Below are 25,665 nucleotides of genomic sequence, written 5' to 3'. Positions count from 1 at the left end.
CGCGCGGCGCCGCCCGCGTTTACCCGGCTCCACGTGCCGGACATTCGCTTCATAAACATCGCAGAATTAATTGGTTTCCCATCGCGTTCGTTGTCCCGTATCGTTTCCGGATTTTAAAAACACGCCTACGGACGAGGACAATCAAATGAAGCGAACCAAGCAACTCGCGGCAGCGCTCGCGCTGCCCGCCGGCCTCCTTTTGCCGGCCGCCGCGCACGCGCAAAGCAGCGTCACGCTGTACGGGATCGTCGATGCCGGCATCGCCTATGTGCACAATGCGCAGGACGCGAATGGCCGCAACCAGTCGACGCTCGTGAAATTCAGCAGCGGCAATCTGTCGGGCAGCCGCTGGGGGCTGAAAGGCAGCGAAGATTTAGGCGGCGGCCTCGCGGCGGTGTTTCAACTGGAAAACGGCTTCAACATCGGCAACGGTGTGCAAAGCGGTAACCGCGAGTTCGGGCGCAAGGCGATCGTCGGGTTGACGAGCAGCACGTGGGGCACGGTGACGCTCGGCCGCCAGTACGATCCGGTCGTCGATCTCGTGCAAGGGCTCACCGAGGACAATTATTTCGGCGGCGTGTTCGCGACGCCGGGCGACCTCGACAACTACGACAACAGCCTGCGCGTGAGCAACTCGGTGAAGTACGTGAGCCCGCTGTGGTCGGGCCTGCAGTTCGAGGCGCTGTACGGCTTCGGCGGCGTCGCGGGAGCGACCGGCAGCGGCCGCACGTACAGTTTCGCGGCGGCGTACACGAACGGCCCGCTATCGCTTGGCGCGGGCTATTTGTACGCGGACGGCGGCACGAGCGCGAACAACGGCGTGCGCACGTGGACGGGCAGCTCGGACACGCTGTTCAACACCGTGATCAACCAGGGCTTCGCGAGCGCGAAGTCGATCAAGAGCGTGCGCGCTGCCGGCCAATACGTACTCGGCGCGGCGACGTTCGGCCTCGCTTACTCGAACACGCAATACGGCCGCGATTCGCTGTCGGCGTTCGGCAGTACCGCGAAATTCAACAGCGGCTCGGGATTCTTCAACTACCGGTTCACGCCGGCATTGACCACCGGCGTCGGCTACAGCTATACGTCGCTGACAGGACCGGCTTCCGCGCATTATCATCAGGTGAATCTGGGCGCCGATTACGCGCTGTCCAAGCGCACCGATCTGTACGCGCTGTTCGGCTACCAGAAGGCGAGCGGCAGGACGATCGGCGCGAATGGCGCGGTGATCGACGCGCAGGCGTCGGTCGGCTCGTATGGCGCGAATTCCGGCACCGATACGCAGGAACTCGCGATCGTCGGCATCCGGCACAAGTTTTAAGCCGGACTGAATCGCCCGGCGTTCGCTGCTTGCGCCGGGGCGTTTCGCGCGCCTGCGGCAGCCCGGCGCGCGGCCGCATGAAATACCTTCCTCTCGCGGCCACGCCGCGCGGCGGCTCGCGACGAGGAACAGTCGGGCGCGTTGCGCTGTCGCGGCGCACGCGTGAATCCACCCATCATCACAAACAGGACGCTCATCGATGAAAACTGCGATTGGAAAGCTGACCGCGTCGCTGCTCCTGGCCGCCGCGAGCGCGTGTTTCGCGGCCGACGCGCCGCACGCCCCCGAGCATCTGCCGCCCGGCATCGCGTGGCAGCAAGGCGATGTCGATGCGGCGTTCGCGCAAGCCAAACGCACGAACAAGCCGTTGTTTCTCTATTGGGGCGCGGTGTGGTGCCCGTCGTGCAACCAGGTGAAATCGACGATTTTCAGCCAGCAGGCGTTCAAGGCGCGCTCGTCGTTCTTCGTGCCGGTCTATCTCGACGGCGACAGCGAGAACGCGCAGAAGATCGGCGAGCGCTTCAAGGTGCGCGGCTATCCGACGATGATCCTGTTCCGGCCGGACGGCACTGAAGTCACGCGGCTGCCGGGCGAGGTCGATCTCGACCGTTACATGCAGGCGCTGTCGATCGGGCTGAACGCCGCGCATCCGTTTAAACAAACGCTTGCCGCGGCGCTGAAGGACGGCGCGCATGTGTCGCCCGACGAATGGCGGGTGCTGGCCGATTACTCGTGGGATACCGACGGCGACCTGCCGGTGCCGCCCGAGCGCGTCGCGACGACGCTGCAAACGCTCGCGCGGCACGCGCGCGCGGACCGCGCGAGCGCTGAAGCGCTGCGGCTGGAATTGAAATCGGTGGTGTCGGCGGCAACGGGCGAACCGCCGCAGCAAGGCGACATCGACAAGGCGGCGGGCGCGAACGCGGTACGCGATGCGCTGGGCGATCCGAAGCTCGCGCGCAGCGATTACGACGTGTTGATCGCCGCGCCGGACGACGTCGTCAAATACCTCGCCGGTGACGACGCGGGCAAGCGCGCGGCGCTCGCGAAGCAGTTCGATGCGGCGCTCGCGCGGCTGTCGACGGATAAGTCGCTTGCGGCAATCGACCGGACCATGGCGCTGCATGGCCGCGTGCTGCTCGCGCGGCTCGACGCGAAACCGGGCGCGCCGCTGCCCGCCGCGCTTGCCGATGCAGTGCGGCGGCAGACTTCGGCGGCCGTTGGCGAATCGACGAATGTTTATGCGCGGCAGGCGGTCGTCAGCGAAGCGGCCGCGACGCTGACCGACGCCCGCCAGTTCGACGCGGCCGACGCGCTGCTCAAGGCGGAACTGCCCCGTTCGCCGACGCCGTACTTCTTCATGTCGGGGCTGGCGGCCAACGCGAAGGCGCGTGGCGACAAGGCCGCCGCGCTCGACTGGTATCGCAAGGCCTACGATGCGGCGAGCGGTCCGGCGACGCGGCTGCGTTGGGGCGCGGCCTATTTCGCGAATGCCGTCGATCTTGCGCCGGACGATGCTGCGCGCATCAGGCAGATTGCCAACGACGTGCTGACGCAGGCGGGCCAGACGCGCAACGCGTTCTACGGCGCGAACAAGCGCGCGCTGACGCGGCTCGTCACGCAGTTGGTGCGCTGGCATCAGGGCGGCGCGCACGAGGCGACGGTGCAGGCGGTCGTCAAGCAGTTCGAGGGCGTGTGCGGCAAGCTGCCGGCCGGCGATCCGCAAGTCGGCGCTTGCGAGAGCCTGATCAAGCCTGCGAAGGCTTGACGCGCATCAGGCTCTGCCGCCGCCTTTATTGCGGCGCCGATATGTCGATGCCGTTGATGGCGGGCGCGGGCGCGGACGGATTCGAGAACGTCAGCGTGTTGGCGCGGCCCGCGCGCAACACGCCGTGGACGGTGAGCGTCGACGGCGTGGCCCAATTGCCCGTGGTCGGGAACGTGACGGGCACGGGCGCGGCGCCGTTGAAGCTGATTTGCGCGACACGGTCGACGCTGTCTCCGTTTACGAAAACGATCTGTACGCTATAAGCGCCATCAGCCGGCACCGCGAGCCGATTGATCGTCAGCGTCCCGCCGTTGCCGAGTTGTCCGACGGCCTGTCCGCTTGCGCATCCCGCGCACACTTGCACGCGGGCCGCGCCCGCAAGCGTGTTCGCGTGCGCGGCGGCCTCGTAGGCCGGGCGGGCCGCGGGCAGGCGAACCGGACCGGCGACCGACGCGACCGAGCGGATGCCGGGCATGGGTTTCGTCGTGTCGACATTCGATAACGCGATCTGATTCATCCCCGGCTTCAGGCCCGCATAGACGATGACGGCGCCGGTGCGCGCCGCGCCAGAGGTCGGCTCGAACGCGAGTGTCGTCGGAGTGCCGCCGTTGACGGCGAGCTGCGCGTACCGCGTTTCATTGTGCGGATTTGCATAGTCGATTTCGATATAGCCGCCCGTGGTGTGAGATTTGACGTGCGCGCGGATCGTGGCATGCCTGTGCCGCTGCGATGCGTTGTCTTCGCCGTCGTCGCATGAGTTGCAGTGCATGCGCGATTCATCGATGCCGCCGCCGAATGCATCCGGCCGCTCGGATTCCCCCGTGGCGTCGCGCCCATCGACGCGCAGCATGACCGCGCCGCCGGCCGGCACGAGCGGTACGGTGTACGACTGCGTCGCGACGCCGAGATCCTGGCGCGCCCACACGTCGCGCACTGTGGCGCGTTCGGCGGGCGCGAGGCCGAGCTGCGTCCAGGTGAACGTCATCGGCGCATCGGTGTTCGAGTTGTTGAACAGGACGACCGCGCGCTGCCCGTTGCCCGCCAGCAGCTTCGCCCACACCTGCCGCGTGCCGTCGCGGGATTGTGCGACCTTCAGCCCTTGCAGCCCGAGCGGATCTTGATCGATTGCGATGACTTCGGGGTTGGTCAGCAGGCCCAGCGTATCGGCGGCGAGCGGCTTCGACAGATCGTTGCCGAGAATCAGCGGCGCGCCGGCGATCGCCCACAGGCTCACGTGCGCGCGATCTTGCGTGGCCGACATGCCCATGCCGGCGATCATCATGTCGGGATCGTTGTAGTAGCCGGTGTGCTGCGCCTCGGGCCAATCGTTGCCGTTGAAATTGCGGATCACGCGGGCAAATTGCGTCGCGCCGATGTCGTGTTTGTAGATGTCGTCGGTGGTGCGCCACATTCGGCCGACGCCGGGCGCCCAGTCCCAAGGGCCCCGGTTGTAGTCGGGAAATGCGCGGTCGCTGCCGATCGTCCCCCAGTCGCAGATGCTGAGCGTGAGCCGCTGGCCGGTTTTCGCGTAGGCTTCGTCGATCGCGGCGGCAATCGCCGTGTATGCCTGCTGCGGATCGTAGCCGGCGTCGCGGCCGCCGCAGAAATCGACCTTCACGAAATCGAAACCCCATTGCGCGAACTGCAGGAAATCGGTTCGATAGTGTGCGACGTCGCTGCCGACGAATCGCGTGCCGTCGCGGCGAAAGCCGCAGCCGAGCGGACCGGCGTCGATATAGATACCGGCCTTCAGGCCCTGGCTGTGAATGTATTGCGCGATTGCCCGCATGCCGCCCGGCCATTGCCGCGTATCGACGATGAAATTACCGTTCGCGTCGCGCTGTCCGGACGTCCACCAGCCCTCGTCGATGTTCACGTACTCGTATTTCGCGCCGGATTCGATCGCGCGGTTCAGCCTGACCATGCCGTCCGCTTGAGCCTTGATCGTGTCGAAGCTGACGTTCTCCTCGAGGCTGTTCCACGATGACCAGCCCATCGGCGCCGCGACATGCGCGGTTCGGCCCGGCGCGGCGGCAGATGGCGGTGTTGCGCAGGACACGCTGACAACACCGCATAGGCCGATGGTCAGCACCGTCGACCATGCACCGGCAGTATTTTTTATGCGGGCTAAGCGCATGGTTGTCTCCTGGTGGCTGTTAATCCGGCTTCCTTTGTGCGAAGCCTCGTCGCAAATAACTATAAGGCAGCGTTCAAGCGCGTTTCAAAGGTTTGTGCGTTTGGTAGGGCATCGATCATTGTCTTGATGATTTTGCGATCGAGCGGCCGAATGCTGATGGGAAGCCATGATGGTGTCGAAGCGAACCGCGCGAGCATCCCCGACGTCCGCCGCCCGATCGCTGACGCGGGGGTGGTGCTCGCGGAAAACGCGTTGAAACCCTCAGGCGGTGAAATGCCGGGATGTTCGTTGACTATGCCGAGGCCGGACGCGGTGATTGCATCTCGGCGGATTGATGTTTTGCATATGTGGCCCGATCACGCGATCGAACGGCGCGATTGCGCGGCTCATCGGCCACGGTGACGCGCGGCGCGCCGTTTCGTGTTTGGTACGATTCACGCTTTCTCATTCGTTCGCCCCGCTGCGTGAACCGCCGAATTTTCTCGTCTCTTGCCGGCCGTTTTGCGGCCTGGTCTGCCGCGGCCAAGCCGCTTGCCGCCGCCATGCTGGTGCGTTTGCGCCATCCCACGCGGCGCGGCGTCGCGCTGGCCGTCGCCGCCGTTCCGGCGCTTTTCGTGCTGTACGTGCTTGCGCTGATTCCGTTCACGCCGGGCATCGGCGACATCCGCAAGGCGCGCGTGGACGCGCCCGCGCAGATCCTGTCCGCCGACGGCAAGTTGCTCGCGGAATTCAAGCCGTCGAACCGCGAATGGGTGCCGTTGCCGGGCATTTCGCCGAAGGTGGTCGACGCGCTGATCGCCACCGAGGATCACCGCTTCTACCAGCATCACGGCCTCGACTGGCGGCGCACGGCGGGCGCCGCGCTGCGCACGTTCTCCGGCGATCGCCAAGGCGGCTCGACGATCACGCAGCAGCTTGCGCGCAATCTGTATCCGGACGAGATCGGCCGCGCGCCGACGCTTACGCGCAAGCTGAAGGAAGCGATCACCGCGCTGAAAATCGAGGCGGTCTATAGCAAGGAGCAGATCCTCGAGACCTATCTGAACACGGTGCCGTTCCTGTACAACGCCTATGGCGTCGAGATGGCGGCGCGCACGTATTTCGACAAATCGGCGGACCAGCTCGACGCGCTCGACGCCGCGACGCTCGTCGGCATGCTCAAAGGCAACAGCTATTACAACCCGGTGCTCAACCCCGAGCGCGCGCTCGCGCGGCGCAACACGGTGCTGGCGCAGATGGTGAAGTACGGAAAGCTGTCGCCTGCCGTGTATGCGTCGCTGGCGAAGAAGCCGCTGCGCATCGACTTCGAGCGGCAAAAAGAGCCGCCCGGCCCCGCGCCGCATTTCGCGCAGCAGTTGCGCAAATGGCTGATCGCATGGGCCGACCGCAACGACTACAACATCTACTCGGATGGCCTCGTCGTGCGCACGACGATCGATTCGCGGCTGCAGGCTTACGCGACGCAGGCGCTCGCGCGGCAGACCAGCCAGTTGCAGCGGATCGCGAACGGCATGTGGAACGCCGGCAGCGGCTGCGCGAGCGGTAGCCCGTTGTTCCGTGCATTTGTGCGCGAGACGCCGGAATTCCGCGCGGCGCTGGACGGCGGCGCGACCGACGAAGCCGCGCTCAAGCATCTGCTCGCGGACCGCGCGTTCACGCGCGCGCTGTGCCGCGCGAAGGCCGACGTGCAGGCCGGCTTCGTCGCGATCGATCCGCGCAACGGGCAGATCGCCGCGTGGGTCGGCAGCCGCGATTTCGCGTCCGAGCCGTTCGATCATGTGCAGCAGGCGCGGCGGCAGCCGGGCTCGACGTTCAAGCCGTTCGTCTACGGTGCGGCGTTCGCGGCAGGCGCGACGCCCGACGACACGTTCGTCGATCAGCCCGTCGAGATTCCTTTGAAGGGCGGCGAGATCTGGCGGCCGGACGACGACGCGCCGCCCACGGGCAAGCCGATGACGCTGCGCGACGCGATCGCGTATTCGCGCAACCGGATCACCGCGCAACTGATGATGAAAGTAGGTCCGGCAAAGGTCGCGCGGCTCGCGCGCGCGATGGGCGTGCGCGACAGCGCGCTCGAAGCCGTGCCGTCGCTCGCGCTCGGCACGAGCCCCGTCACGTTGAAGGAAATGGTGTCCGCGTATGCGACGATCGCGAACGTCGGCGAATATGTCGAGCCGCGAATGGTCACGCGCATCGAGGATCGCCACGGCAACGTGCTTGCCGAGTTCGCGAGCGCGTCGCCCGAACGCGCGCTCGACGCGTCGGCCGCGCGCACGCTGATCGACGTGATGCGCGGTGTGATCGCGCGCGGCACCGGCTCGGCAATCCGCACGCGCTTCGGGATTCGTGCGGATGTCGCGGGCAAGACCGGCACGACGCAAGGCGATACCGACGGCTGGTTCATCCTGATGCAGCCGCAGATGGTCGCGGGCGCGTGGGTCGGTTTCGACGACGGCCGCGTGACGCTCGGCAGCGATTGGGGGCAGGGGGCGCGCAGCGCGCTGCCGATCGTCGGCGAGTTCTATCAGCGCGCGCTGCGCGCGCGGATCATCGATGCGCGCGAACGCTTTGCCACGCAGGCGCAGCCCAGCGCGTTCGAGACGTTCCGCGACAAGCTGCGCGATTGGTATCGCTATCTGTTCGACAAAGCGCAGCCGCGCAACGAGGAGGCGCCGCTGCCCGCGCCGCCGCCCGCGCGCGCGCCGGCGGCTGAAGGGGAGGAGCCGGAACAGGCGCCGGCGGCTGCGTCTGAAGCCATGCCGTCCGCCGCGTCCGCTGCGGCGTTGGCGAGCGGCGCGGATGTACCCGCGTCGGCGGCGAACGCGGCATCGGCCGTTACGCCGGCAGTGCCGCTCGCTTCTTCGACCGGGGAAGCCCTGCTGCTGCCCGCGCAGCACCCGGCCGCCGATGCGGCGCGCGGGCTGCCGAGCGGCGAAGAACCGATTTCGCCGACGCCGACGCCCGATGCGCCCGCCGCGAGCGCGCCGGGGGGCAATTGAGAGGGCTGACGCGGCTTATCGGTGGTGTCGGCCCACTCGGCCGGCGGACCGACGCCGCCGGCGCGCGGTGAGGCGCGTGCAGTAAGGCGTGCGCCGCGCATGCGCGTGCGCTACGCTCGTGCGCCCGCCGGTGTGCGTTACCGCCGCCAGTCGATTCGAACACCGTCGCACGGGGAGAGATGCAAAGCGCGTGGCGATCGGGACGATCAATGGAGCGTGCCGCGCGCATGGGCCGTTTCGACGCGCGTCCAAAACGCGTCCAGCGCCGGATAGATCGACTGCCGCCAGCGCGGCCCGACGAACAGATCGTAGTGATCGCAGTCCGGTGCGGTGATGCGCTCGCGCGCGGCCTCGGGCAATGCATCGCACAGGCGTTGTGCAGCGTGGGTTTGGCCGGGGCCCGCGACGTCGTCGAGGGTGCCTTCGACCGTGCAGAGCGGCGTGCGCGTGAGCTGCCGCGGCTCGACGCGCCGCCCGCCCACCGACCAGCGCCCGTCGGCGAGCAGCCGCTCGTGAAAGATCACACGGATCGTGTCGAGAAAATAGCGCTCGGTCATGTCGAGCACTGCGCCGTATTCGTTCATTTCGCGCATGCAGCATGCCGCGCTGGCCAGATCGCCCGTCAGCCACGCTGCCCAGTAGCGGCTTTCGAGTGCGATGCGCCGGTGCGGATGCGCGGCGACAATCGCCGCATGCTGGATGAAGCCCGGATACACGCGCCGTCCCGCGCCTGCATATGGCGGCGGCACCGTGTCGATCACGGTGCGGCGGAACCAATCGAGATCATGGCTGAGCGCGAAGCGATCGATGGGGGTGGGGTGCTCTCGCGTGTCGATCGGGCCGCCAAGCAGGGTGATGCTCGCCAAGTGGATGCCGCGCGCGGCGAGCAGCGCGGCGGCCGCGAGCGCGGGTACGGTCGCCTGGCAGACCGCCATCACATGCAGCTCGTGCGCTTGCGTTTGCGCGGCGACGATGAAGCGTTCGAGCGTGTGCACATAGTCGTCGAGGCTGAATGCGCCGGCCTCGGGCGGGACGTCGCGCGCGTTGTGCCAGTCGGTGATGTAGACATCGTGTGCGGCCAGCAGCATCTCGACCGTTTCACGAAACATGACAGCATGATGTCCGGCAAGCGGCGTGCAGAGCAGGATCGGCGCGCGGGCGGCTGTCGTGCCGGCGGTTTGGCGCACGAACTGGCGCAGCGTGCAGAACGGCGTGTGGTCGACGATCCGCTCCTGTACCGCAATGGCGATTCCGGCGTGGCCGGAAACGAGCGCATCGATCCCGAACGGCGGTGGCGCGGCAATGGCATCGGCGGCGCGGGCCATCGGCCCCCAGGTCGGCCAGCCCGGCGCGCGCGCGAGCCAGCCCGCGCGCTGCGCGGCGCCCGCCCAGGGCTGGCATGTGCGGGCGAATTCGCGTTGCATTTCGAGCCACGCGTACAGCATCGAAAGGGATCTCCTGGCGGATCGGGATCTGGCGGCAAAACGGGCGTGCGCTGCGCGATGGCGTGGCGCAACGGCTTCAGTTCAGCATAGGCCGGCCTGCGCCGCATGACCAGGAGCGGCGGCGCAATCCCGGACGATTCGCTTGCGCTTTATGCGTGCAGATAGCGGGTTCGTGCTTGCGCGATGCCCCGGCGGACGCTTTTTTCGAGAACGTGCCGAATGATCGGCGCGACGAACGGCACCTTGCCGCCGAACGTGATCACATAGTGAAAATACGTGCGCTGATCGTCGATCGGCACGAATCGCATCACGCCGAGATGGTCGCGCAATGGGCTGCCGCGCGTGATCCGATACTCGATCAGTCGATTTTCCTGATAACCGGTGACGGTTTCGACGAACGGCGGCGCGCCCGGCACGCGCATTTCGCGAGCGGAGCCCACGCCGTTGCGGGCCGCTTCGCCATCGCTGATCCGGCGCACACTTGCCGGCTTGAACAGCGAGGCCAGATTCTCGTGTTCGCTGAAGAAGCGGAAGACGTGCTGAACCGGCGCATCGAATTCCTCGGAGATTTCTATCCGTTGTCGTGTCATGGGACGCTCGCGTGTCGGAGGGAAGAAGACGGCGCCGATCGGTATGCGCCTTCGAAAAATGTGACATTGATTGATGTAATCATCAACTAGGGTAATTACGTGCGTGGCGTTGTGTTGGCTTCGACAACGACAACGGCAAGCGCGGCGGCAACGCGCCTGCCCTTTGCCGGGAACGTTGTGCCGCACACGGGCTTTCCATTCATATGCATATGACGTTCGCCGGATATCCGTGCGGCCGGATTGGCCAGCGTGCGCCCGGCGTGCGGCCCGCTTGCCGCGAGGCGTTGGCGCCGGGCTCACGCAAGCGTGCCGGGGCAGCGCAACGCGTTGTGTCCACTGAGGACGCTCCATTGGCGATCGACGAAGTCCGGCCGTTGTCCACGCTGATATGGATGTGCCGTTGATGTGCCGCGAGAGCGTCGCGACGGGGTGGCACTGCTAAGCGCTCTGCGGGGCAGGCTTGCGCTCAGCAGCGCGCTCGCTGATCTCGATGACGGCGGGAACGGCGCATGCGGTGCGCGCCTACTGTTTGAATGACGGCAAGTCGCGTTGAATGTGCGTCAGGATTTCGGCTGCCGCTCGTGGTAGTGGGCGCTCACCATGCACGATTACTTTTCCGCATGGCGAATTGAACAGCGGGTTGCGCATGCGCAGCGCGATGATCTTGCCCTCGTCGAGATCGTCGGCGATCAGTAGATGCGTCAGAAACGCGACGCCGTCGCCCGAACGGACGAAGCGCCGCAGTGCGGCCGGGGAGTTCGTGACGAATCGCGGCGCGAGCGGAATGTTTTCCGCGTGCGCGACGGTATAGACAATCTGACCGACGCCGAAATGCGGTGCGGGCATCATCGCGAGCGGGTAGCGGACGGCGTCGCGCATCTCGAGCGGCCCGTTGTGGCGCGTGAGCGGATGGTCGGGGGCGACGGCAAGAAAGGTCGGGTGCGACACGCTCAGGCATTCGCGAATGCCTGGCGGCAGCGACGGGTTGTACGTGAGTCCGATATGGGCGCGCTTGCGCACCACGTCGTCCACCACGCCGTTTGCCGTACGCACGTTCAGCTCGATAGATACGTGCGGGTGCCGGTTCAGGAAATCGGCGACGACCGAATCCATCAGACTTTCGACATAGCCGATCGTCAGTGCGATCTCAATGCGGCCGCGCAATTCGCCATGCAACGATTCGTGGAATTGCTCTAGTCCGATTCTGTATGTATGTGCATATTCAAGTAGCAGATCGGCCGCTTCGGTTGCGATCATGCCGTGGTGCCGGCGGTCGAACAGCGGCGTGCCGATTTCGCTTTCGAGCAGGTGCAATTGCCGGCTGACCACGGACGGCGCGGTGTTCAGCCGTTCGGCGGCAGAGCGGATCGACCCGTGCTCGAGAATGGCCTGGAAATATCGCAGGCGGCTCAAATTGACCTGGAACGATTGATCCATAAGCATGTTGCCTCAACAGGCAACGCCTGTGCACTAAAGTTGCTGTCGCTGTGATCATACAGTATGGCGATAATGAGCCGAAACGACCGGGCGCGGCGATGCGCCTGTCGATACTAATACGGGCCATACGAGGCAGCAGATCGCTATCGAAAGCGGGCGCTCGCATTGGTTCGGAGGGCCGGCGTCGTGGATGGGATCGTGCTGCCTGTCTACTTCGTCGACGCGAATCGAGAGACACGTCGTGTGATGAAGATTCCGGACGCCGGTTTCCGGCGCCAAACCCATATTTGTGCTCTTGGCCATTCAGCTTGTGCCTAGCTGAGTGGCGGGCCATGGGCGTCAACCGCTGTTGCGATACGCCGGACTGCCATGTCCTGGCGGGGCGCCGCTTGCCGTTTTAGGTTCGGAGCCATTGGACGGAAGTGGTTCGATGGTCGATTCAATTAACTGTGCCTTTTTGATCGGCCGGATGCAGATGGCTTGACGTTGGTGTCGTTCGTGCCGGGTATTCCGGCAATCGATTTTTCCGTAGGCGGGCTGGCCAACCAGCCGGCTTGATGGGTTACGTCGTTTGCCGGCGGCAGGCGCGTAAGTGCTTGCCATTGTCGTTTTCCGGCTAAAGCGAGCTGTGTGCCGCACAAGACGGATGCGCAGCATATAAGCGGGGAGCGTGCCGCGATGCGGGGGGCGGATCGCGCGGATGCAACGTGTGCCGGCCGGGCGTGATATGCCGGCAAGCCCGCTGCATTGCGCGAATCGCGTGTCGCGCGCACAGCGGCCATATTGCTTTGTTCGCTGCGTGGTCAGTGGAGTAATGGCGGGCGTGATGGCGTGGCGGTTGAAGCGCGCGCGTTGCGCCGGCTTTAATTTCCGAGGCGGCTAGCGGCAGTTGTGGTCGGAATGTATTTGCTTGGCGTCGTGGCAGATGCGCGCCGTTGGTTTTATGGCGACGCATTCTGCCGTTCATCACGAAGGAATTTCGATTCGCATTTGGATGAGTACGATGAATTCTATAGACACCAATCCTTTTTCTAATCCGGCGCGCACGCTCGTCGCCGTGACGCGTGAGTCGACCGAGCGCCGTTCGCTGAAGGCGTCGCCGCGTGTGCAGCGGGTGCTCGATGCCGTCGTGACCCGGATCGTCGACGGCGAATTCACGTCCGGCCTGCTGCCGCCGCAGGATGTGCTCGCGCGCGAACTGGGCGTGCCGCGCTCGGTGATGCGCGAAGTTACGCGCGTGTTGACCGCGCGGCGAATGGTGCAGGCCCGGACGAAGGCCGGCACGCGTCTCACGCCGCGCAGCGAATGGCGGCTCTTCGACGATCACGTGATGCAGTGGCGGATGCGGATCACGGCGGATGTCGATTTTCTGCACGACGTCGTGGCGATGTGCGATTTGGTCGAGCCCGAAGCTGCCGCGCAGGCGGCAACACACGCGGACGATGCGCAGCGGCGTGCGATTCGCGCGGCCTACGCGGCGGTGCGGGATGCGGTTGGGGCGGATGCGCTGCGCCGCGGGCTCGAGGCGCTGCATGCGGCGGTGGTCGAGGCGAGCCGCAACCAGTTCATCCGGCAGATGGGCGAGGTCGCGCGGGCCGGCGTGACGGCGATCGACTGGGATGCCGTGTCGTTGCACGGCCGGTACGATGCGATTCGCGGTGCGGCCGGGCGGCTTGCCGCGGCGATCGACGGTTACGATGCGAATGGCGCGCGCGCCGCGATGATCGGGTTGCGGATGGCTGTCAACGAGGCGGGATCGGAAGCGGCGGCCTGATCGTGGGGGCGCCGCCGGCCGTACCGGCCGTGATGCGTGGTGATCGCGCAGCGCATGTGCTTGTCGTGCGTGCGCGCTCGCTGCGGCGCACACCGCCGGTACGGGCCGGACGCCCGCGTGCGATCGCCGGCGCCCGATGTTTTCCGTCAAGCGAGCGAAATCGCTCGCTTCTTGCCGCGAACGGTTGCCTCTCTGTGCAGCGTCGCAAGCGGTGGCGGAGACTTTTCGCCGGATAGCGGCGCTTCGAGCCGCGATACGGCCAATGCCGCCGTTCCCGTTCGCTTGGCTGTTTTTGCTTGCGTCGGGTGCCGCCGCGCTGCCCACCATACATGCAGCGCGTCGTATGCGACCTTGGCGTCGTGTTTCGCGAGCAGCCGCGCGGTATCGTTCCGCGTGTGCAATATCGATCATGCCGAGTGCCGCTGGATAGGGTAGAGGACCGATGTGGCCGGGGCTTGGCGCATGCGTTTGAGCGATGGATGAGCGTAGCGCCCGGCGGCCCGGCCCGACGAGTCGCCCGATCGGCCAGCGCGGGGTGTGCCATGCGTCATGCGCGATGAAAGCAGCCCGGTTTCACGCTCGTTCGTACAACGTCACGCATGTCGGCGTAGGCCGGTGTCGGCGGCTCGTTCCGCGGTGCCGCAGCAGGCTCGCGTTGTTGACGCTTGCGCTCACGGGTCGCTAGCATCAAACCAATCAGTCGCTCAAGGATTTAACGATGCTTTGCATTCTGCCGTCGGTCGATCCGGCTATCGCCAGCTTGGCGCCGGGGTTTCGTGCGCTCAGCATCAGTGTCGAAGCTGCCGGGGTTGCGAATCCAGGCATTGCCCGCGACGCGCTGAGTCGCGCGTGCCGATCGCTCGCTGCAGGCGGCGCCGCATGGGCCGATGCGCACCTGGCGGCTTGGGCGGACGTGTTCAGGAAGTTCGGCGCGAAGCCCCAGCGCACGCCGCCTTCCGCCGAAGCGTTGCGCAAACGCGTGCTGCGCGACGGCAGCCTGCCGAGCATCGATCCGGTGGTCGATCTGTACAACGCAATCAGCATTCAATACGCGATTCCGGTCGGCGGCGAGAATTTTGCGGCCTATGCCGGCATGCCCAGGCTGGTTATAGCGGATGGCACGGAACCCTTCGACACGGTGAAGGACGGCGCGCCGGCCCAGGAAACGCCAGAGGCGGGGGAGGCGGTCTGGCGCGACGATCTCGGTGTCACATGCCGGCGCTGGAACTGGCGGCAAGGCATCCGGACGAGACTGAATGCCGATGCCAGACAGATGTGGTTCATTCTGGAAAGCTTGCCGGCAATGCCGCTGGAAGCGCTTCATGAAGCAGGCGATCGATTGATCGAAGGGTTGCGCCTCATGATGCCGGGCGCGGCGATCGACACGAAGTTGATCGGCCCCGGTGCGTGATAGAGAGCGCGGGCTCGATTCCGCTCGGGCGGGCTCCCGTGGTTTCTGATTGTCGGTGGCGTTGCCGGCTGCTATTTCCCGGGCCCGGCGTCGCCAGGGCGGCGGCTGGCGACGTTGCGCGCCGCCGTTGCTCATTCCGGAACGGCGCGAAGCGCCGGGCCGCGTTTCGGCGAAGAGCCGTGCGCGGCGGCGGCCGATACCGGCGCGGAGCCGCTCTGTCGCCGCGCTTATCCTCGCAAACCCCTACGAAGTCTTACGTAGCCGTCATACGTAGTTGTCCGCTTGTTAGGTTCGCGTCAAAGGCGAACAATATCGAGCCATCGCTTGGCGCTCGCGGGGCGTGAGGCTTGCCGCCGTTTCGGGCGGCCGCCCGCTGCGGGTTGCCCCCGCGCCTATTTCGATAAATAAAGACAGGAGACACCATGAATCGGGCTTCCAGCTACTTGATCTGGATCGCGGTCGCGCTCATCGGCGCATTCGCGTTCGGCACGATCGCGCTCGCGCACGGCGAGCGGGTCAGCGCGCTATGGATCGTGATCGCCGCCGTCTGCGTGTACTTGATCGCATACCGCTTCTACAGCCGCTTCATCGCGAGCAAGGTCGTGCAGCTCGACGGCCTGCGAATGACGCCCGCTGTCAAGTACAACGACGGCCTCGACTACGTACCGACCAACAAATACGTGCTGTTCGGCCACCATTTCGCCGCGATCGCAGGCGCCGGGCCGCTCGTCGGCCCCGTGCTTGCCGCGCAGATGGGTTATACGCCGGGAATGTTGTGGATTCTCGCGGGCGTCGTGTTCGCGGGTGCGGTGCAGGATTTCATCGTGCTGTTCATCTCGTCGCGCCGCGACGGCCGCTCGCTCGGCGATCTCGTCAAGATGGAGCTGGGCACGGTGCCCGGCGTGATCGCGCTGTTCGGCGCGTTCCTGATCATGGTGATCATTCTCGCGGTGCTCGCGCTGATCGTCGTGAAGGCGCTGACGAACTCGCCGTGGGGCACGTTCACCGTCGCCGCGACGATCCCGATCGCGCTGTTCATGGGCGTCTACACGCGCTTCATCCGGCCCGGGCGGATCGGCGAAGTGTCGATCATCGGCTTCGTGCTGCTGATGGCGTCGATCGCCTACGGCCAGCACGTGCACGATTCGGCGGCGCTCGCCGCGTGGTTCACGTTCAGCGGCACGCAGCTCACGTGGATCTTGATCGGCTACGGCTTTGTCGCATCGGTGCTGCCGGTGTGGCTGCTGCTCGCGCCGCGCGATTATCTGTCGACGTTCCTGAAGATCGGTACGATCGTCGGCCTCGCGATCGGCATTCTGATCGTCGCGCCGGAGCTGAAGATGCCAGCGCTGACGAAGTTCGTCGACGGCACCGGGCCGGTGTGGGCCGGCAATCTGTTCCCGTTCCTGTTCATCACGATCGCCTGCGGTGCGGTGTCGGGCTTTCATTCGCTGATTTCGTCGGGCACCACGCCCAAGCTGCTCGACAACGAAACCAACGCGCGGCTGATCGGCTACGGCGCGATGCTGATGGAATCGTTCGTCGCGATCATGGCGCTCGTGGCCGCATGCGTGATCGAGCCGGGGATCTATTTCGCGATGAACTCGCCGGCGGCGCTGCTCGGCACCACACCCGAAGCCGTGGCGCAGACCGTCACGCAATGGGGCTTCATGCTGACGCCCGAGATGCTGACCGAAACCGCGAAGGCAGTCGGCGAGACGACGATCGTCGCGCGCGCGGGCGGCGCGCCGACGCTGGCGGTCGGCATGGCGCACATCCTGCATCAGGTGATCGGCGGGCAGGCGATGATGGCGTTCTGGTATCACTTCGCGATCCTGTTCGAGGCGCTGTTCATCCTGACCGCGGTCGACGCGGGCACGCGCGCCGGCCGCTTCATGCTGCAGGATCTGCTCGGCACGTTCCATCCGGCGTTGAAGCGCACCGAGTCGCTGCCGGCGAACCTGGTCGCGACGGCGCTGTGCGTGGCCGCGTGGGGTTATTTCCTGTATCAGGGCGTGGTCGATCCGCTCGGCGGCATCAATACGCTGTGGCCGCTGTTCGGCATTTCGAATCAGATGCTTGCGGCGATCGCGCTCGTGCTCGGCACCGTCGTGCTGTTCAAGATGAAGCGCGAGCGCTACGCGTGGGTCACGATCGTGCCTGCCGTGTGGCTGCTGATCTGTACGCTGACGGCCGGCTGGCAGAAGGTGTTCGACGTGAATCCGAAGGTCGGCTTCGTCGCGCATGCGGCGAAGCTGCAAGCGGCGGCGGCCGACGGCAAGGTGCTGGCGCCGGCGAAGTCGCTGGCGCAGATGCAGCGGATCATCTTCAACGACTATGTCGATGCGGCGCTGGCCGGGCTTTTCATCTTTGTCGTGTTGAGCATCGCGGTGTACGGCGTGATCGCCGTGGTGCGCGCGCGTCGCATCGCGCAGCCGAGTTCGCGCGAGACGCCGTTCGAGCCGATGCCCGCCGCGCAGGCGCTCGGCAGCGGCCGTTGACCGTCAGCGGAGAAAGCGATGTTTTCTGATCTCAGCGGCGAATTGCGCACCGCCGGGCGTTATCTCGGACAGGCGTTGCGGCTGATGGTCGGCTTGCCCGACTACGACGGATACGTCGCGCATATGCGTGCGACGCATCCCGACCGGCCGGTGATGTCATACGAGGAATTTTTCCGCGAACGGCAGAACGCGCGGTATGGGGCGGGGGCGGGCAAGTGCTGTTGACGGCGCCCGCCGCGCGGCGGGCGGCGCAGCGATGCGTCAATCGTCGCGCGGCTTCGGCGGACCGTCGTACAGTCGGTCGACCAGTTCTTCCATCATGTGGCGATCATTTGGCGACAGCGATTCGATTTTGGTCGCAAGCTCGATCGTTTCCTGTTGCAGCGGGTATTTCGTGTCGCGCGACCCGGCCTGTGGGTTCGCCGCGGACGGCGACGGGCCGTAGCGCAGCCAATGCTCGTCGACCTTCAGCCACTCGACGAGCGTTGCCATGTTTTCCGATTTCGGAATGACGGTGCCGTTCAGCCATTTGTAGATGGCCTGATTTGAAACCGGCTCGCCGTGATGGCGAAACTGGAATTCCAGAATGAATTCCTTCGGACGCAAAGCTCTTCCGACGGTGTTTTTCACCGCGTGTTTCAGGCGTTTCGAGAACGCGATACTTTTTTCGCTTTTGGGCTTTGGCATGGCCGCATTGTGTTGCGGCATGCGATAAAAGTGGTCAACTCATCAAGATAAAAAAATCTCAAATAAGATAAATTTATCTTGATAAAGCGTTGGGCGGCGCGGTATAGGAAATCATTTTCTGCCGCTTAATGGCTTGTGTTTCCCGGATTTTTTACGATTTTGTAGCGTGGCCGACATTTTATTTGCGATATTGAAATAACTCATAAAAGATAAGGCGGCGTGAAACGCGCCGCCTTATCCGAACGCTCAGACCATTTCCCCGACGCACGCATCGAATGCGGCGATCAGCCGGTCGACATCGTCGGCCGTCGTTTCCGGGCACACGAGCATCATGTTGTGGAACGGTGTGATCAGAATGCCGCGATTGAGCAGATACAGATGCACGATGTGTTCAAGCTCGCCGTCGAGTTGTGCGCCGGCGATCGTGCCGTTGCGCGGCGGCGTCGGTGCGAACTGAAATTCGGTGCGCGCGCCGATCCGCGTCACGCACCACGGCAGCCCGCGTTGCGCGATGACCTGCTCGAGCCCGCTCGAAAGGCGCGCGGCCAAGCCAAACATATGGGCGTATGCATCGTCGGTCATCACGTCGGAGAGTGTCGCGCGGATGGCGTGCATCGCGAGCATGTTCGCGGTCAACGTCGTGCCGATACCCGAATGGCCGGGCGGCGCGCTCGCCTTTGCCTGCTGCGCCCGCGCTGCCACTTCGGCGCTGAAGCCGTACACCGCGCACGGCACGCCGCCGCCGATCGGCTTGCCGATGATCAGCACGTCCGGCTCCAGCCCGTGTGCGGCCGCGTAGCCGCTCGGCCCGCTACTGATCGTATGGGTTTCGTCGATCGCGAGCAGGGTGCCGTGGCGGCGCGTGATCTCGCGCGCCTGCCGCCAATAGTCCGGCTCCGGCAGCACCATGCCGATGTTCGTCATCGCCGGCTCGGCGAGCACGCATGCGACGTCGCCTTGCGCAAGCGCGGCGTCGAGCGCCGCCGGATCGTTGAATTCCACCACGCGTGTATATGCGAGCAGATCGTGCGCCTGGCCGAGCAGGCTATCGCGCTGCATGGGCCGTCCGTCGGCCAGATCGACGAACACGTCGTCGACCGTGCCGTGATAGCAGCCGTTGAACACGACGATGTGCCGGCGCCCGGTTGCCGCGCGCGCCCAGCGCAGCACGAAGCGGTTCGCATCGCTCGCGCTCAGCGCGAATTGCCAGTAGGGCAGCTTGAAACGGCGCGCAAGCTCCGCGCCGACCCACGCGGCATCGCTGCTCGGCAGCATGGTCGTGTAGCCGCGGGCTGCCTGTTCGGCGAGCGCGCGCGCAACAGGCTCGGGCGCGTGGCCGAACATCGCTCCGGTATCGCCTAGGCAGAAATCGACGTAGCGATGTCCGTCGACGTCGGTGAAATGCGCGCCGCGCGCGTGATCGACATAAAGAGAGAACGGCGTCGACCAGTCGCGCATCCAGTGCAGCGGCACGCCGAACATCAGGTGCTGCGCCGCCGCGGCGGATAGCGCACGCGATTTCGGCATCGCACGTTCGAACGCATCGCGCTCGCGTGCGAGCAGTGCGCGGGCGCGGGGCAGGTTGACTCCGTGGCGGGTCTCCAAGTGACGCTCCTTATCGAAGAAAACGGGATCGCGAAACGATTCCGAAAGCTTCGCATATCCGCCGGTGCCGGTCGACCCTTGTAATGACGCCGATGCCGTGCGATGCCGCCGGGTGCGGGGCTCGACGGCCGACAGGCGCGCTCGCGAGCGGGGGCGCGCACGTCAGCACATCGGCACATCAGCACGGTGGAGATTGCCGCGCGTCTCCGTCTCGAGCTACCCGCCGAGCGCCGCGAGATTCAACGTATGCGCGTGCCCGATCCACACCGCCGCGTCGCGATGGTCGCGCAATTCGTCGCCGGTGTTCGGGTGCAGGAAAATATCGAGCGAGCCGTGATTGACGACGAGCCACGGCACGATATCGGCAAAGCGCGCCGGGCTGAACGCGATCTGATACGACCACGCGGGATGCGGCCCGACCAGGCGTTCGTGGAAGCGGCCAAGCTCGACGAGCGCGCCGAAACGCTGCTCGACGATCTGCCGGAATGCCCAGGCGGCGTCGCGGCTGGCCGCATCGAAGTAGACGTGCGCGTGCCAGCTTTCGATCGTGGCTTCGTCGATGAATTGCATTGCCGTACTCGATGTGAATGGAAAAGGGTGCCGCTGCTGTATGTCGCGCTCAATGTCGTGTTGTCCGCGCCGGCACGGCATCATTATCGCGCGGGGCGGCAATCGATGCAGGCGGGCGGGCAAGGGCGGCGTGACGGCTGGTGTCGAGTTAAAAAAAAGCGCCATGACAGCGTCATGGCGCTTTTTCGACGAAGACCGCGCGGGCCGCGCGGCCGCTGCGGCCATACGCGCGCCGCGAATGCGGCTTATGCCGCCGCGGTCGACTTTGCCGATTTCTGCAGCTTGCCTTTACCCGCGCGCTGAATTTCCTCGAGCTTGATTTCGACATGGCGCGAGAACACATACTCGGCCGGACGCTGCTTGTCGATCGGAATGTCCGGCGCGAACGGGCCGTCGGTCTTGATGCCGTTGCGGCTGACGCGCAGCGCCTTCAGCGGATGCGCGATCGTGTCCATCACGGCGGTTGCCTCGAAGCCGCAGTGGACCATGCAGTCCGCGCACTTCTCGTAGTTGCCGACGCCGTAGTTGTCCCAGTCGGTGGTTTCCATCAGTTCCTTGAAGGTCTTCACGTAACCTTCGCCGACCAGATAGCACGGCTTCTGCCAGCCGAACACGGTGCGCGCCGGGTTGCCCCACGGCGTGCACTTGTATGTCTGATTGCCGGCGAGGAAATCGAGGAACAGCGACGATTGGCTGAACGACCAGCGCTTGCCGCCTTCGCCGCGCTTCAGGATTTCGCGGAACAGGTTCTTCGTCTTGTCGCGGTTCAGGAAGTGCTGCTGGTCCGGCGCGCGCTCGTAAGCGTAACCCGGCGACACGGTGATGCCGTCGACGCCGATCGGCTTGAGCGTGTCGAAAAACTTCGCAACGCGCTCGGGAATCGCATCGTTGAACAGCGTGCAATTGATATTCACGCGGAAGCCGCGGCGCTTGGCTTCCTTGATCGCCGCGACGGCCTTGTCGTACACGCCTTCCTGCGACACCGAGTGATCGTGCATGTCCTTGTCGCCGTCGAGGTGGACCGACCAGACGAAGTACGGGCTCGGCTGGTAGTCGTCCATCTTCTTTTCCATCAGCAGCGCGTTCGTGCACAGGTACACGAACTTCTTGCGCTTCATGATGCCCTTGACGATTTCCGGCATGTCCTTGTGCAGCAGCGGCTCGCCGCCCGCGATCGAGACGACGGGCGCGCCGCATTCGTCGACCGCCTGCAGGCATTCGTCGATCGACAGACGCTGGTTCAGAATCGGATCGGGGTAGTCGATCTTGCCGCAGCCGTTGCACGCGAGGTTGCAGCGGAACAGCGGCTCGAGCATCAGCGCGAGCGGATAGCGTTTGTTGCCGGACAGGTGTTGGCGCACGATGTATGCGCCGACGCGGACTTGCTGGAGCAGCGGAATAGACAAGGGTGTCCTCCTTAAACTTCGCGGGCGACAGCTTGCATGAGCTTCGCCGGCAACTTGAATTCGACTTTTTCCTCGCGGCCTTCCATCGTCGCGACTTCGACGGGCCCGAGCGCACGCAGCGCGGCGATCACGTCGTCGACCATTTCCTCGGGCGCCGATGCGCCCGCGGTGAGGCCGACCGTGCGCGCGCCTTCGAACCATTCGGCGCGAATTTCCGAGCCGTCCGCGACGAGATAGCTCGGCACGCCGCTTTCGGTGCCGATCTCGCGCAGCCGGTTCGAGTTCGAGCTGTTCGTCGCGCCGACGACGAGCAGCACGTCGACCTGCGCGCTCAACTCGCGCACGGCCGCTTGACGGTTCTGCGTCGCATAGCAGATGTCGCGCGTGTCCGGGCCGACGATATCGGTGAATTTGCGCATCAGCGCCTCGATGATGCCGCGCGTGTCATCGACCGACAGCGTCGTTTGCGTGACGTAGGCGACGGGCGTGTCGGCGGGCAGCGTCAGCGTGCCGACCTCGGCCTCGCTTTGCACGAGGATCACCTCGCCCGGAATCTGACCGATCGTGCCTTCAACCTCCGGATGGCCGGCATGCCCGATCAGGATCAGCCGGCGGCCCGCCGCGACGTATTGGCGGCCCTGTACGTGCACTTTCGTGACGAGCGGGCAGGTCGCGTCCAGCACGTCGAGGCCGCGGGCTTGCGCGTCCTTCTCGACGGTCTGGGCCACGCCGTGCGCGCTGAAGATCGCGACGGCACCGTGCGGCACTTCGTCGAGTTCTTCAACGAATCGCGCCCCTTTATTTCTTAGATTTTCGACGACGTGCCGGTTATGGACGATCTCGTGACGTACATAAACCGGCGCACCGTGCTGTTGCAGCGCGCGCTCGACGATCTCGATCGCACGGACAACCCCCGCACAAAAGCCGCGGGGCTGGGCAAGGATGACTCGCATAGATAGGCGAACTCCGACGACTGACGCGGGGTGCGAGAAGGCCGGCACGCCAGCCAGATCGCCCCAACTTTGGATGTTATGAATGCGGGAAACGAGCCCGGCACCCCGAAGTAATCGCGCATTTTAACCTTATCGGCTCCACCTTGCTTTAACGTTCCCGACAATGTGGCAATTGGCACAACACCCGAGTCCGGCGCCCGCGCGAGCCAAACCCAGTAAACTAAGCGGTTCCATCGAATCTTTCGGTTGCTTGACCGGCTCGCGCATATCGAAAGGCATTGAAAAGAAAAGGCTGATTTGCATGAAGATCGAATGTAGCGGGGCGCCGGCGGCGCGGCGGTGCGCCGTCCGGCCGGGCGGCGCACCGGTAGGGGGGCACGCATGACGCTCGTGGCCGTGTTTCTGCTGTCCTGTTTGTCGCTCGTGATCTGGCTCGTGCTGCTGTTCGCGCGCGGCGGTTTCTGGCGTGCGCGTCCGGCGCGGCCCCTGCCGCCCGACGCGGCGCCGTCCGATTGGCCGGCGGTGGCTGCCGTCGTGCCCGCGCGCAACGAAGCCGACGTGATCGGCGAGGCTGTTACGTCGCTCATCGGGCAGCAATATCCCGGGCCGTTCCACCTGATCGTCGTCGACGATCACAGCACCGACGGCACGGCGGCGGCCGCGCGCGCCGCCGCGACGGCCGCCGGCCGCGCCGATAGGCTCACCGTGCTGAGCGCGCAGCCGCTGCCGGCCGGCTGGTCGGGCAAGGTCTGGGCGCAATCGCAGGGCATCGCCGCGGTGCGCTCGCTCGGCCTGCCCGCGGATTACCTGTTGCTGACGGACGCCGACATTGGTCATCCGCCCGATGCGCTCCAGCAATTGGTCGTCCGCGCGCGGGCGGAGCAGCGCGATCTCGTGTCGCTGATGGTGCGGCTGCGCTGCGATTCGTTCTGGGAGAAGGCGCTGATTCCGGCGTTCGTATTCTTTTTTGCAAAACTCTATCCATTTTCTTGGGTCAATGACCCGCGCAACAAGACGGCGGGCGCGGCCGGGGGCTGCATGTTGGTCAAGCGCGCGGCACTGGACGAAGCGGGCGGGATCGAATCGATTCGCGGCGCGTTGATCGACGATTGCAGCCTGGCCGCGCAGATCAAGCATCGCGGTGCCGGCCATCATCCGATCCGGCTCGATCTCGCGCAGCGCAGCGTGTCGTTGCGGCCTTACGATAGCTGGCGCGACATCTGGAACATGATCGCGCGCACCGCTTTCACGCAGCTTCGCTATTCGCCGCTGCTGCTGGCCGGCACGCTTGCTGGCATGACGATCATCTATCTGGTGCCGCCCGTGGCGGCGCTCGCATATGGCGCGCGCGCATGGCCGGCATGGCTCGCGTGGGCGTCGATGTGCACCGCGTATGCGCCGATGTTGAGCTATTACCACCGCTCGCCGCTATGGGCGCCCGCGCTGCCGCTCGTCGCGCTGTTCTATGTCGGCGCGACGGTCGCGTCGGCGGTGCGTTACTGGCGCGGCAAGGGCGGCCAGTGGAAAGCGCGCGTGCAGGCGCCGGTGCAGGAGCGTTGACGCGAACCGACGCGAACGCCGCCCCGTATCGGCAGTGCCTGCGCGCGCCGCGAGGGCCGGCGCGGGGAAGGCAGGCGAGAGCGCCGCGATCGATGGATGATCGCGGCGCGGCGCGCGAAGTGGTTCACCCGCGCGCGGTGGGCCGGTATCGGGCTTGATTGGACTCGGCCCCGGCCAATGCGCACGGCACGTTACTTTTGCGTGAGCAGCATATAAAGCTGGATCACGACGTCCGGCGAGAGCGTAAACGGTACCCAGCCGTGGCCGGTGTGCCGCATGACCAGCAGGCGATCGCCGTTCGACTGTTTCTGAACCGCCATCAGCGGGTTTTTCGTCGATACGAAACGCCAGCCGTTCGGCAAGCCGGACGGCTGCTCGATCGTCATCGATGCGCGTGCGTATGCTAATTCCTCGATCAATTGGCTGACCTGCGGCGCGGGCAGCGTGACCGAGTACTCGCCGAGCGACAGCGTGATTTCATCTTGCGACGGCCGTGCGACATGCAGCGACGGTTTCGCGCCGACTTCGTTTGCGGCCGGCGCTGCCGCTGGGTGGTCGGAGACGGCGCAGGCGTCGGCGGTCGGCACGGGTTCGCTGGTCTGCGCGCTGAGCGCCTCGGCCGCTGCCTTGTCGTTTGCGGCGCGCTCGGCTGCGGCTTGCGCGGCCGAGCGTTCGGCGGCGACTTCGGCGAGCAGCGATTGCGCCGCCTGCCTATCGGCCTCGGCGTGTGCAGCGGCCTGCTCGGCTGCGGTGCGCTCGGCGGCAGCCTGAGCGGCCAGCGCTTCGGCCTTGGCTTTATCTTCGGCGGCTTGCGAGGCTAGGCGTTCGATCGCCGCGCGCTCGGCTTCGAGGTTCGAATCGGTCGTCGTGCGTGCCGCGGCGGCCTGTGCCACGAGCGTTTCGGCAGCGGCTTTGTCCGCCGCGGCTTGCGCGGCGGCCTGCTCGGCGGCGGTGCGTTCGGCCGCTATCTGGGCGGCAAGCAATTCGGCAGCGGCTTTGTCGGTGACGGCTTGCGCGGCGGCGGCCTCGGCCGCGGCTTGAACGGCGGCGGCTTGAGCCGTGAGCGATTCGGCCGCGGCTTTGTCGGCGGCAGCTTGCGCGGCGAGGGCTTCGGCCGCGGCTTTGTCGGCGGCAGCTTGCGCGGCGAGGGCTTCGGCCGCGGCTTTATCAGCGGCAGCTTGCGCGGCGAGCGTATCCAGCGTCGATTGCTCGATGCACATCTTTTCCGCCTGCGCCTGCTTGGCGAAGGCGGCTTCGGCCGCGCTTTGCGCGGCGGCTTGATCGGCGGCGGCCTTGTCTGCGGCCTGCTGGGCGGCGCTTGCTAATGCATGCGCTGTATGGATGAGCTGATCGATGCGGCCATCGAGCGCATCGATCTGATCGTTGAAGTTCATGCGTGCTATCTCTACGTAGGACCCGCAATTTTACCCGCAGCCCTGATGCGGGTTCGAGCACGGCATGTAACAAAATGCTGGCTAGCCCACCTTTTTCGGCTCGCCGC

General features: G+C 65.7%; 20 protein-coding genes. 9 read left to right on the top strand and 11 right to left on the bottom strand.

All coding sequences use genetic code 11. The features are described from left to right. Positions 1–145 precede the first annotated feature (145 nt). Positions 146–1,321 (top strand): porin, encoded by a 1,176-nt coding sequence (locus AQ611_RS24220; RefSeq protein ID WP_059512565.1) that lies wholly within the window; start codon positions 146–148, stop codon positions 1,319–1,321. Between the two features lie 199 nt (positions 1,322–1,520). Next, entirely contained in the window at positions 1,521–3,089 is a 1,569-nt protein-coding gene (locus tag AQ611_RS24215; protein ID WP_069236331.1) for a thioredoxin family protein, read from the top strand. Between the two features lie 25 nt (positions 3,090–3,114). On the opposite strand, the gene AQ611_RS24210 is transcribed toward AQ611_RS24215, so the two are convergent. Next, complete coding sequence (locus tag AQ611_RS24210; protein ID WP_069236330.1) at positions 3,115–5,085, bottom strand: alpha-galactosidase; 1,971 nt, start codon at positions 5,083–5,085, stop codon at positions 3,115–3,117. 291 nt (positions 5,086–5,376) lie between these two features. Between AQ611_RS24210 and AQ611_RS25980 the strand changes: the two genes are divergently transcribed. Together AQ611_RS25980 and AQ611_RS24205 are read left to right on the top strand one after the other, a co-directional pair. After that, the gene (locus tag AQ611_RS25980; RefSeq protein ID WP_146011754.1) at positions 5,377–5,628 is read left to right on the top strand and encodes a hypothetical protein; all 252 of its coding nucleotides are present in this window, start codon (positions 5,377–5,379) and stop codon (positions 5,626–5,628) included. A gap of 62 nt (positions 5,629–5,690) precedes the next feature. Then, positions 5,691–8,225 carry a penicillin-binding protein 1A gene (locus AQ611_RS24205; RefSeq protein ID WP_069236504.1) on the top strand — a complete coding sequence of 845 codons (2,535 nt, stop codon included), beginning with the start codon at positions 5,691–5,693 and terminating at the stop codon, positions 8,223–8,225. Between the two features lie 206 nt (positions 8,226–8,431). Here AQ611_RS24205 and phaZ read toward each other — a convergent pair whose 3' ends face one another. The 4 genes from phaZ to AQ611_RS26235 all read right to left on the bottom strand — a co-directional run bounded on the left by phaZ (position 8,432) and on the right by AQ611_RS26235 (position 12,300). After that, the gene (gene phaZ / locus AQ611_RS24200) at positions 8,432–9,670 is read right to left on the bottom strand and encodes a polyhydroxyalkanoate depolymerase (RefSeq protein WP_069236329.1); all 1,239 of its coding nucleotides are present in this window, start codon (positions 9,668–9,670) and stop codon (positions 8,432–8,434) included. A gap of 149 nt (positions 9,671–9,819) precedes the next feature. Then, positions 9,820–10,260, bottom strand: a complete 441-nt coding sequence (locus AQ611_RS24195; protein ID WP_059512831.1) for an SRPBCC family protein — start codon at positions 10,258–10,260, stop codon at positions 9,820–9,822. A gap of 522 nt (positions 10,261–10,782) precedes the next feature. Continuing rightward, positions 10,783–11,697, bottom strand: a complete 915-nt coding sequence (locus AQ611_RS24190; RefSeq protein WP_059512573.1) for a LysR family transcriptional regulator — start codon at positions 11,695–11,697, stop codon at positions 10,783–10,785. Between the two features lie 339 nt (positions 11,698–12,036). Next, entirely contained in the window at positions 12,037–12,300 is a 264-nt protein-coding gene (locus tag AQ611_RS26235; RefSeq protein WP_197517146.1) for a hypothetical protein, read from the bottom strand. Positions 12,301–12,700: 400 nt separating this feature from the next. Between AQ611_RS26235 and AQ611_RS24185 the strand changes: the two genes are divergently transcribed. From AQ611_RS24185 to AQ611_RS24165, 4 genes are all read left to right on the top strand, one after another. Then, positions 12,701–13,471: a FadR/GntR family transcriptional regulator gene (locus AQ611_RS24185; RefSeq protein ID WP_059512833.1), complete on the top strand. Its 771-nt coding sequence runs from the start codon at positions 12,701–12,703 to the stop codon at positions 13,469–13,471. A 718-nt stretch (positions 13,472–14,189) separates the two neighbouring features. Next, complete coding sequence (locus AQ611_RS24175; RefSeq protein WP_059512577.1) at positions 14,190–14,882, top strand: B3/B4 domain-containing protein; 693 nt, start codon at positions 14,190–14,192, stop codon at positions 14,880–14,882. A 422-nt stretch (positions 14,883–15,304) separates the two neighbouring features. Next, positions 15,305–17,383 carry a carbon starvation CstA family protein gene (locus AQ611_RS24170; protein ID WP_069236327.1) on the top strand — a complete coding sequence of 693 codons (2,079 nt, stop codon included), beginning with the start codon at positions 15,305–15,307 and terminating at the stop codon, positions 17,381–17,383. An 18-nt stretch (positions 17,384–17,401) separates the two neighbouring features. Further along, entirely contained in the window at positions 17,402–17,608 is a 207-nt protein-coding gene (locus tag AQ611_RS24165; protein ID WP_059512581.1) for a YbdD/YjiX family protein, read from the top strand. A 36-nt stretch (positions 17,609–17,644) separates the two neighbouring features. Here the strand turns inward: AQ611_RS24165 and AQ611_RS24160 are convergent, their stop codons facing one another. From AQ611_RS24160 to ispH, 5 genes are all read right to left on the bottom strand, one after another. Next, positions 17,645–18,013, bottom strand: a complete 369-nt coding sequence (locus tag AQ611_RS24160; RefSeq protein ID WP_231936052.1) for an XRE family transcriptional regulator — start codon at positions 18,011–18,013, stop codon at positions 17,645–17,647. A gap of 303 nt (positions 18,014–18,316) precedes the next feature. Further along, entirely contained in the window at positions 18,317–19,675 is a 1,359-nt protein-coding gene (locus tag AQ611_RS24155) for an aspartate aminotransferase family protein (RefSeq protein WP_069236326.1), read from the bottom strand. A 216-nt stretch (positions 19,676–19,891) separates the two neighbouring features. Beyond that, the gene (locus AQ611_RS24150) at positions 19,892–20,245 is read right to left on the bottom strand and encodes a DOPA 4,5-dioxygenase family protein (RefSeq protein WP_069236325.1); all 354 of its coding nucleotides are present in this window, start codon (positions 20,243–20,245) and stop codon (positions 19,892–19,894) included. A 245-nt stretch (positions 20,246–20,490) separates the two neighbouring features. After that, complete coding sequence (gene hpnH, locus AQ611_RS24145; RefSeq protein WP_069236324.1) at positions 20,491–21,651, bottom strand: adenosyl-hopene transferase HpnH; 1,161 nt, start codon at positions 21,649–21,651, stop codon at positions 20,491–20,493. An 11-nt stretch (positions 21,652–21,662) separates the two neighbouring features. Beyond that, the gene (ispH, locus tag AQ611_RS24140) at positions 21,663–22,604 is read right to left on the bottom strand and encodes a 4-hydroxy-3-methylbut-2-enyl diphosphate reductase (RefSeq protein ID WP_059512589.1); all 942 of its coding nucleotides are present in this window, start codon (positions 22,602–22,604) and stop codon (positions 21,663–21,665) included. Between the two features lie 381 nt (positions 22,605–22,985). Between ispH and AQ611_RS24135 the strand changes: the two genes are divergently transcribed. Further along, positions 22,986–24,164, top strand: coding sequence for a glycosyltransferase (locus tag AQ611_RS24135; RefSeq protein ID WP_069236323.1), 1,179 nt, complete (start codon positions 22,986–22,988; stop codon positions 24,162–24,164). Between the two features lie 191 nt (positions 24,165–24,355). Here the strand turns inward: AQ611_RS24135 and AQ611_RS24130 are convergent, their stop codons facing one another. Continuing rightward, positions 24,356–25,558, bottom strand: a complete 1,203-nt coding sequence (locus AQ611_RS24130; RefSeq protein ID WP_069236322.1) for a hypothetical protein — start codon at positions 25,556–25,558, stop codon at positions 24,356–24,358. Positions 25,559–25,665: the final 107 nt, after the last annotated feature.

It is taken from the genome of Burkholderia singularis (assembly GCF_001718875.1).
GTDB classification, from domain to species: Bacteria; Pseudomonadota; Gammaproteobacteria; order Burkholderiales; family Burkholderiaceae; genus Burkholderia; species Burkholderia singularis.
The sequence above is the reverse complement of the archived record's forward strand: the minus strand, read 5'-3'. Positions and strand labels throughout refer to the sequence as shown.

What these genes read in the sequence shown, in the direction of transcription:
- AQ611_RS24210 (WP_069236330.1), bottom strand. Translation starts at nt 5,085, where the DNA reads ATGGGCTGGTCATCGTGGAACAGCCTCGAGGAGAACGTCAGCTTCGAC.
- AQ611_RS24130 (WP_069236322.1), bottom strand. Translation starts at nt 25,558, where the DNA reads ATGAACTTCAACGATCAGATCGATGCGCTCGATGGCCGCATCGATCAG.
- AQ611_RS24215 (WP_069236331.1), top strand. Translation starts at nt 1,521, where the DNA reads ATGAAAACTGCGATTGGAAAGCTGACCGCGTCGCTGCTCCTGGCCGCC.
- ispH (WP_059512589.1), bottom strand. Translation starts at nt 22,604, where the DNA reads ATGCGAGTCATCCTTGCCCAGCCCCGCGGCTTTTGTGCGGGGGTTGTC.
- AQ611_RS24150 (WP_069236325.1), bottom strand. Translation starts at nt 20,245, where the DNA reads ATGCAATTCATCGACGAAGCCACGATCGAAAGCTGGCACGCGCACGTC.
- AQ611_RS24165 (WP_059512581.1), top strand. Translation starts at nt 17,402, where the DNA reads ATGTTTTCTGATCTCAGCGGCGAATTGCGCACCGCCGGGCGTTATCTC.
- AQ611_RS24190 (WP_059512573.1), bottom strand. Translation starts at nt 11,697, where the DNA reads ATGGATCAATCGTTCCAGGTCAATTTGAGCCGCCTGCGATATTTCCAG.
- AQ611_RS24170 (WP_069236327.1), top strand. Translation starts at nt 15,305, where the DNA reads ATGAATCGGGCTTCCAGCTACTTGATCTGGATCGCGGTCGCGCTCATC.
- AQ611_RS24175 (WP_059512577.1), top strand. Translation starts at nt 14,190, where the DNA reads ATGCTTTGCATTCTGCCGTCGGTCGATCCGGCTATCGCCAGCTTGGCG.
- AQ611_RS24185 (WP_059512833.1), top strand. Translation starts at nt 12,701, where the DNA reads ATGAATTCTATAGACACCAATCCTTTTTCTAATCCGGCGCGCACGCTC.
- AQ611_RS24195 (WP_059512831.1), bottom strand. Translation starts at nt 10,260, where the DNA reads ATGACACGACAACGGATAGAAATCTCCGAGGAATTCGATGCGCCGGTT.
- phaZ (WP_069236329.1), bottom strand. Translation starts at nt 9,670, where the DNA reads ATGCTGTACGCGTGGCTCGAAATGCAACGCGAATTCGCCCGCACATGC.
- AQ611_RS24220 (WP_059512565.1), top strand. Translation starts at nt 146, where the DNA reads ATGAAGCGAACCAAGCAACTCGCGGCAGCGCTCGCGCTGCCCGCCGGC.
- AQ611_RS25980 (WP_146011754.1), top strand. Translation starts at nt 5,377, where the DNA reads ATGCTGATGGGAAGCCATGATGGTGTCGAAGCGAACCGCGCGAGCATC.
- AQ611_RS26235 (WP_197517146.1), bottom strand. Translation starts at nt 12,300, where the DNA reads ATGGCAAGCACTTACGCGCCTGCCGCCGGCAAACGACGTAACCCATCA.
- AQ611_RS24135 (WP_069236323.1), top strand. Translation starts at nt 22,986, where the DNA reads ATGACGCTCGTGGCCGTGTTTCTGCTGTCCTGTTTGTCGCTCGTGATC.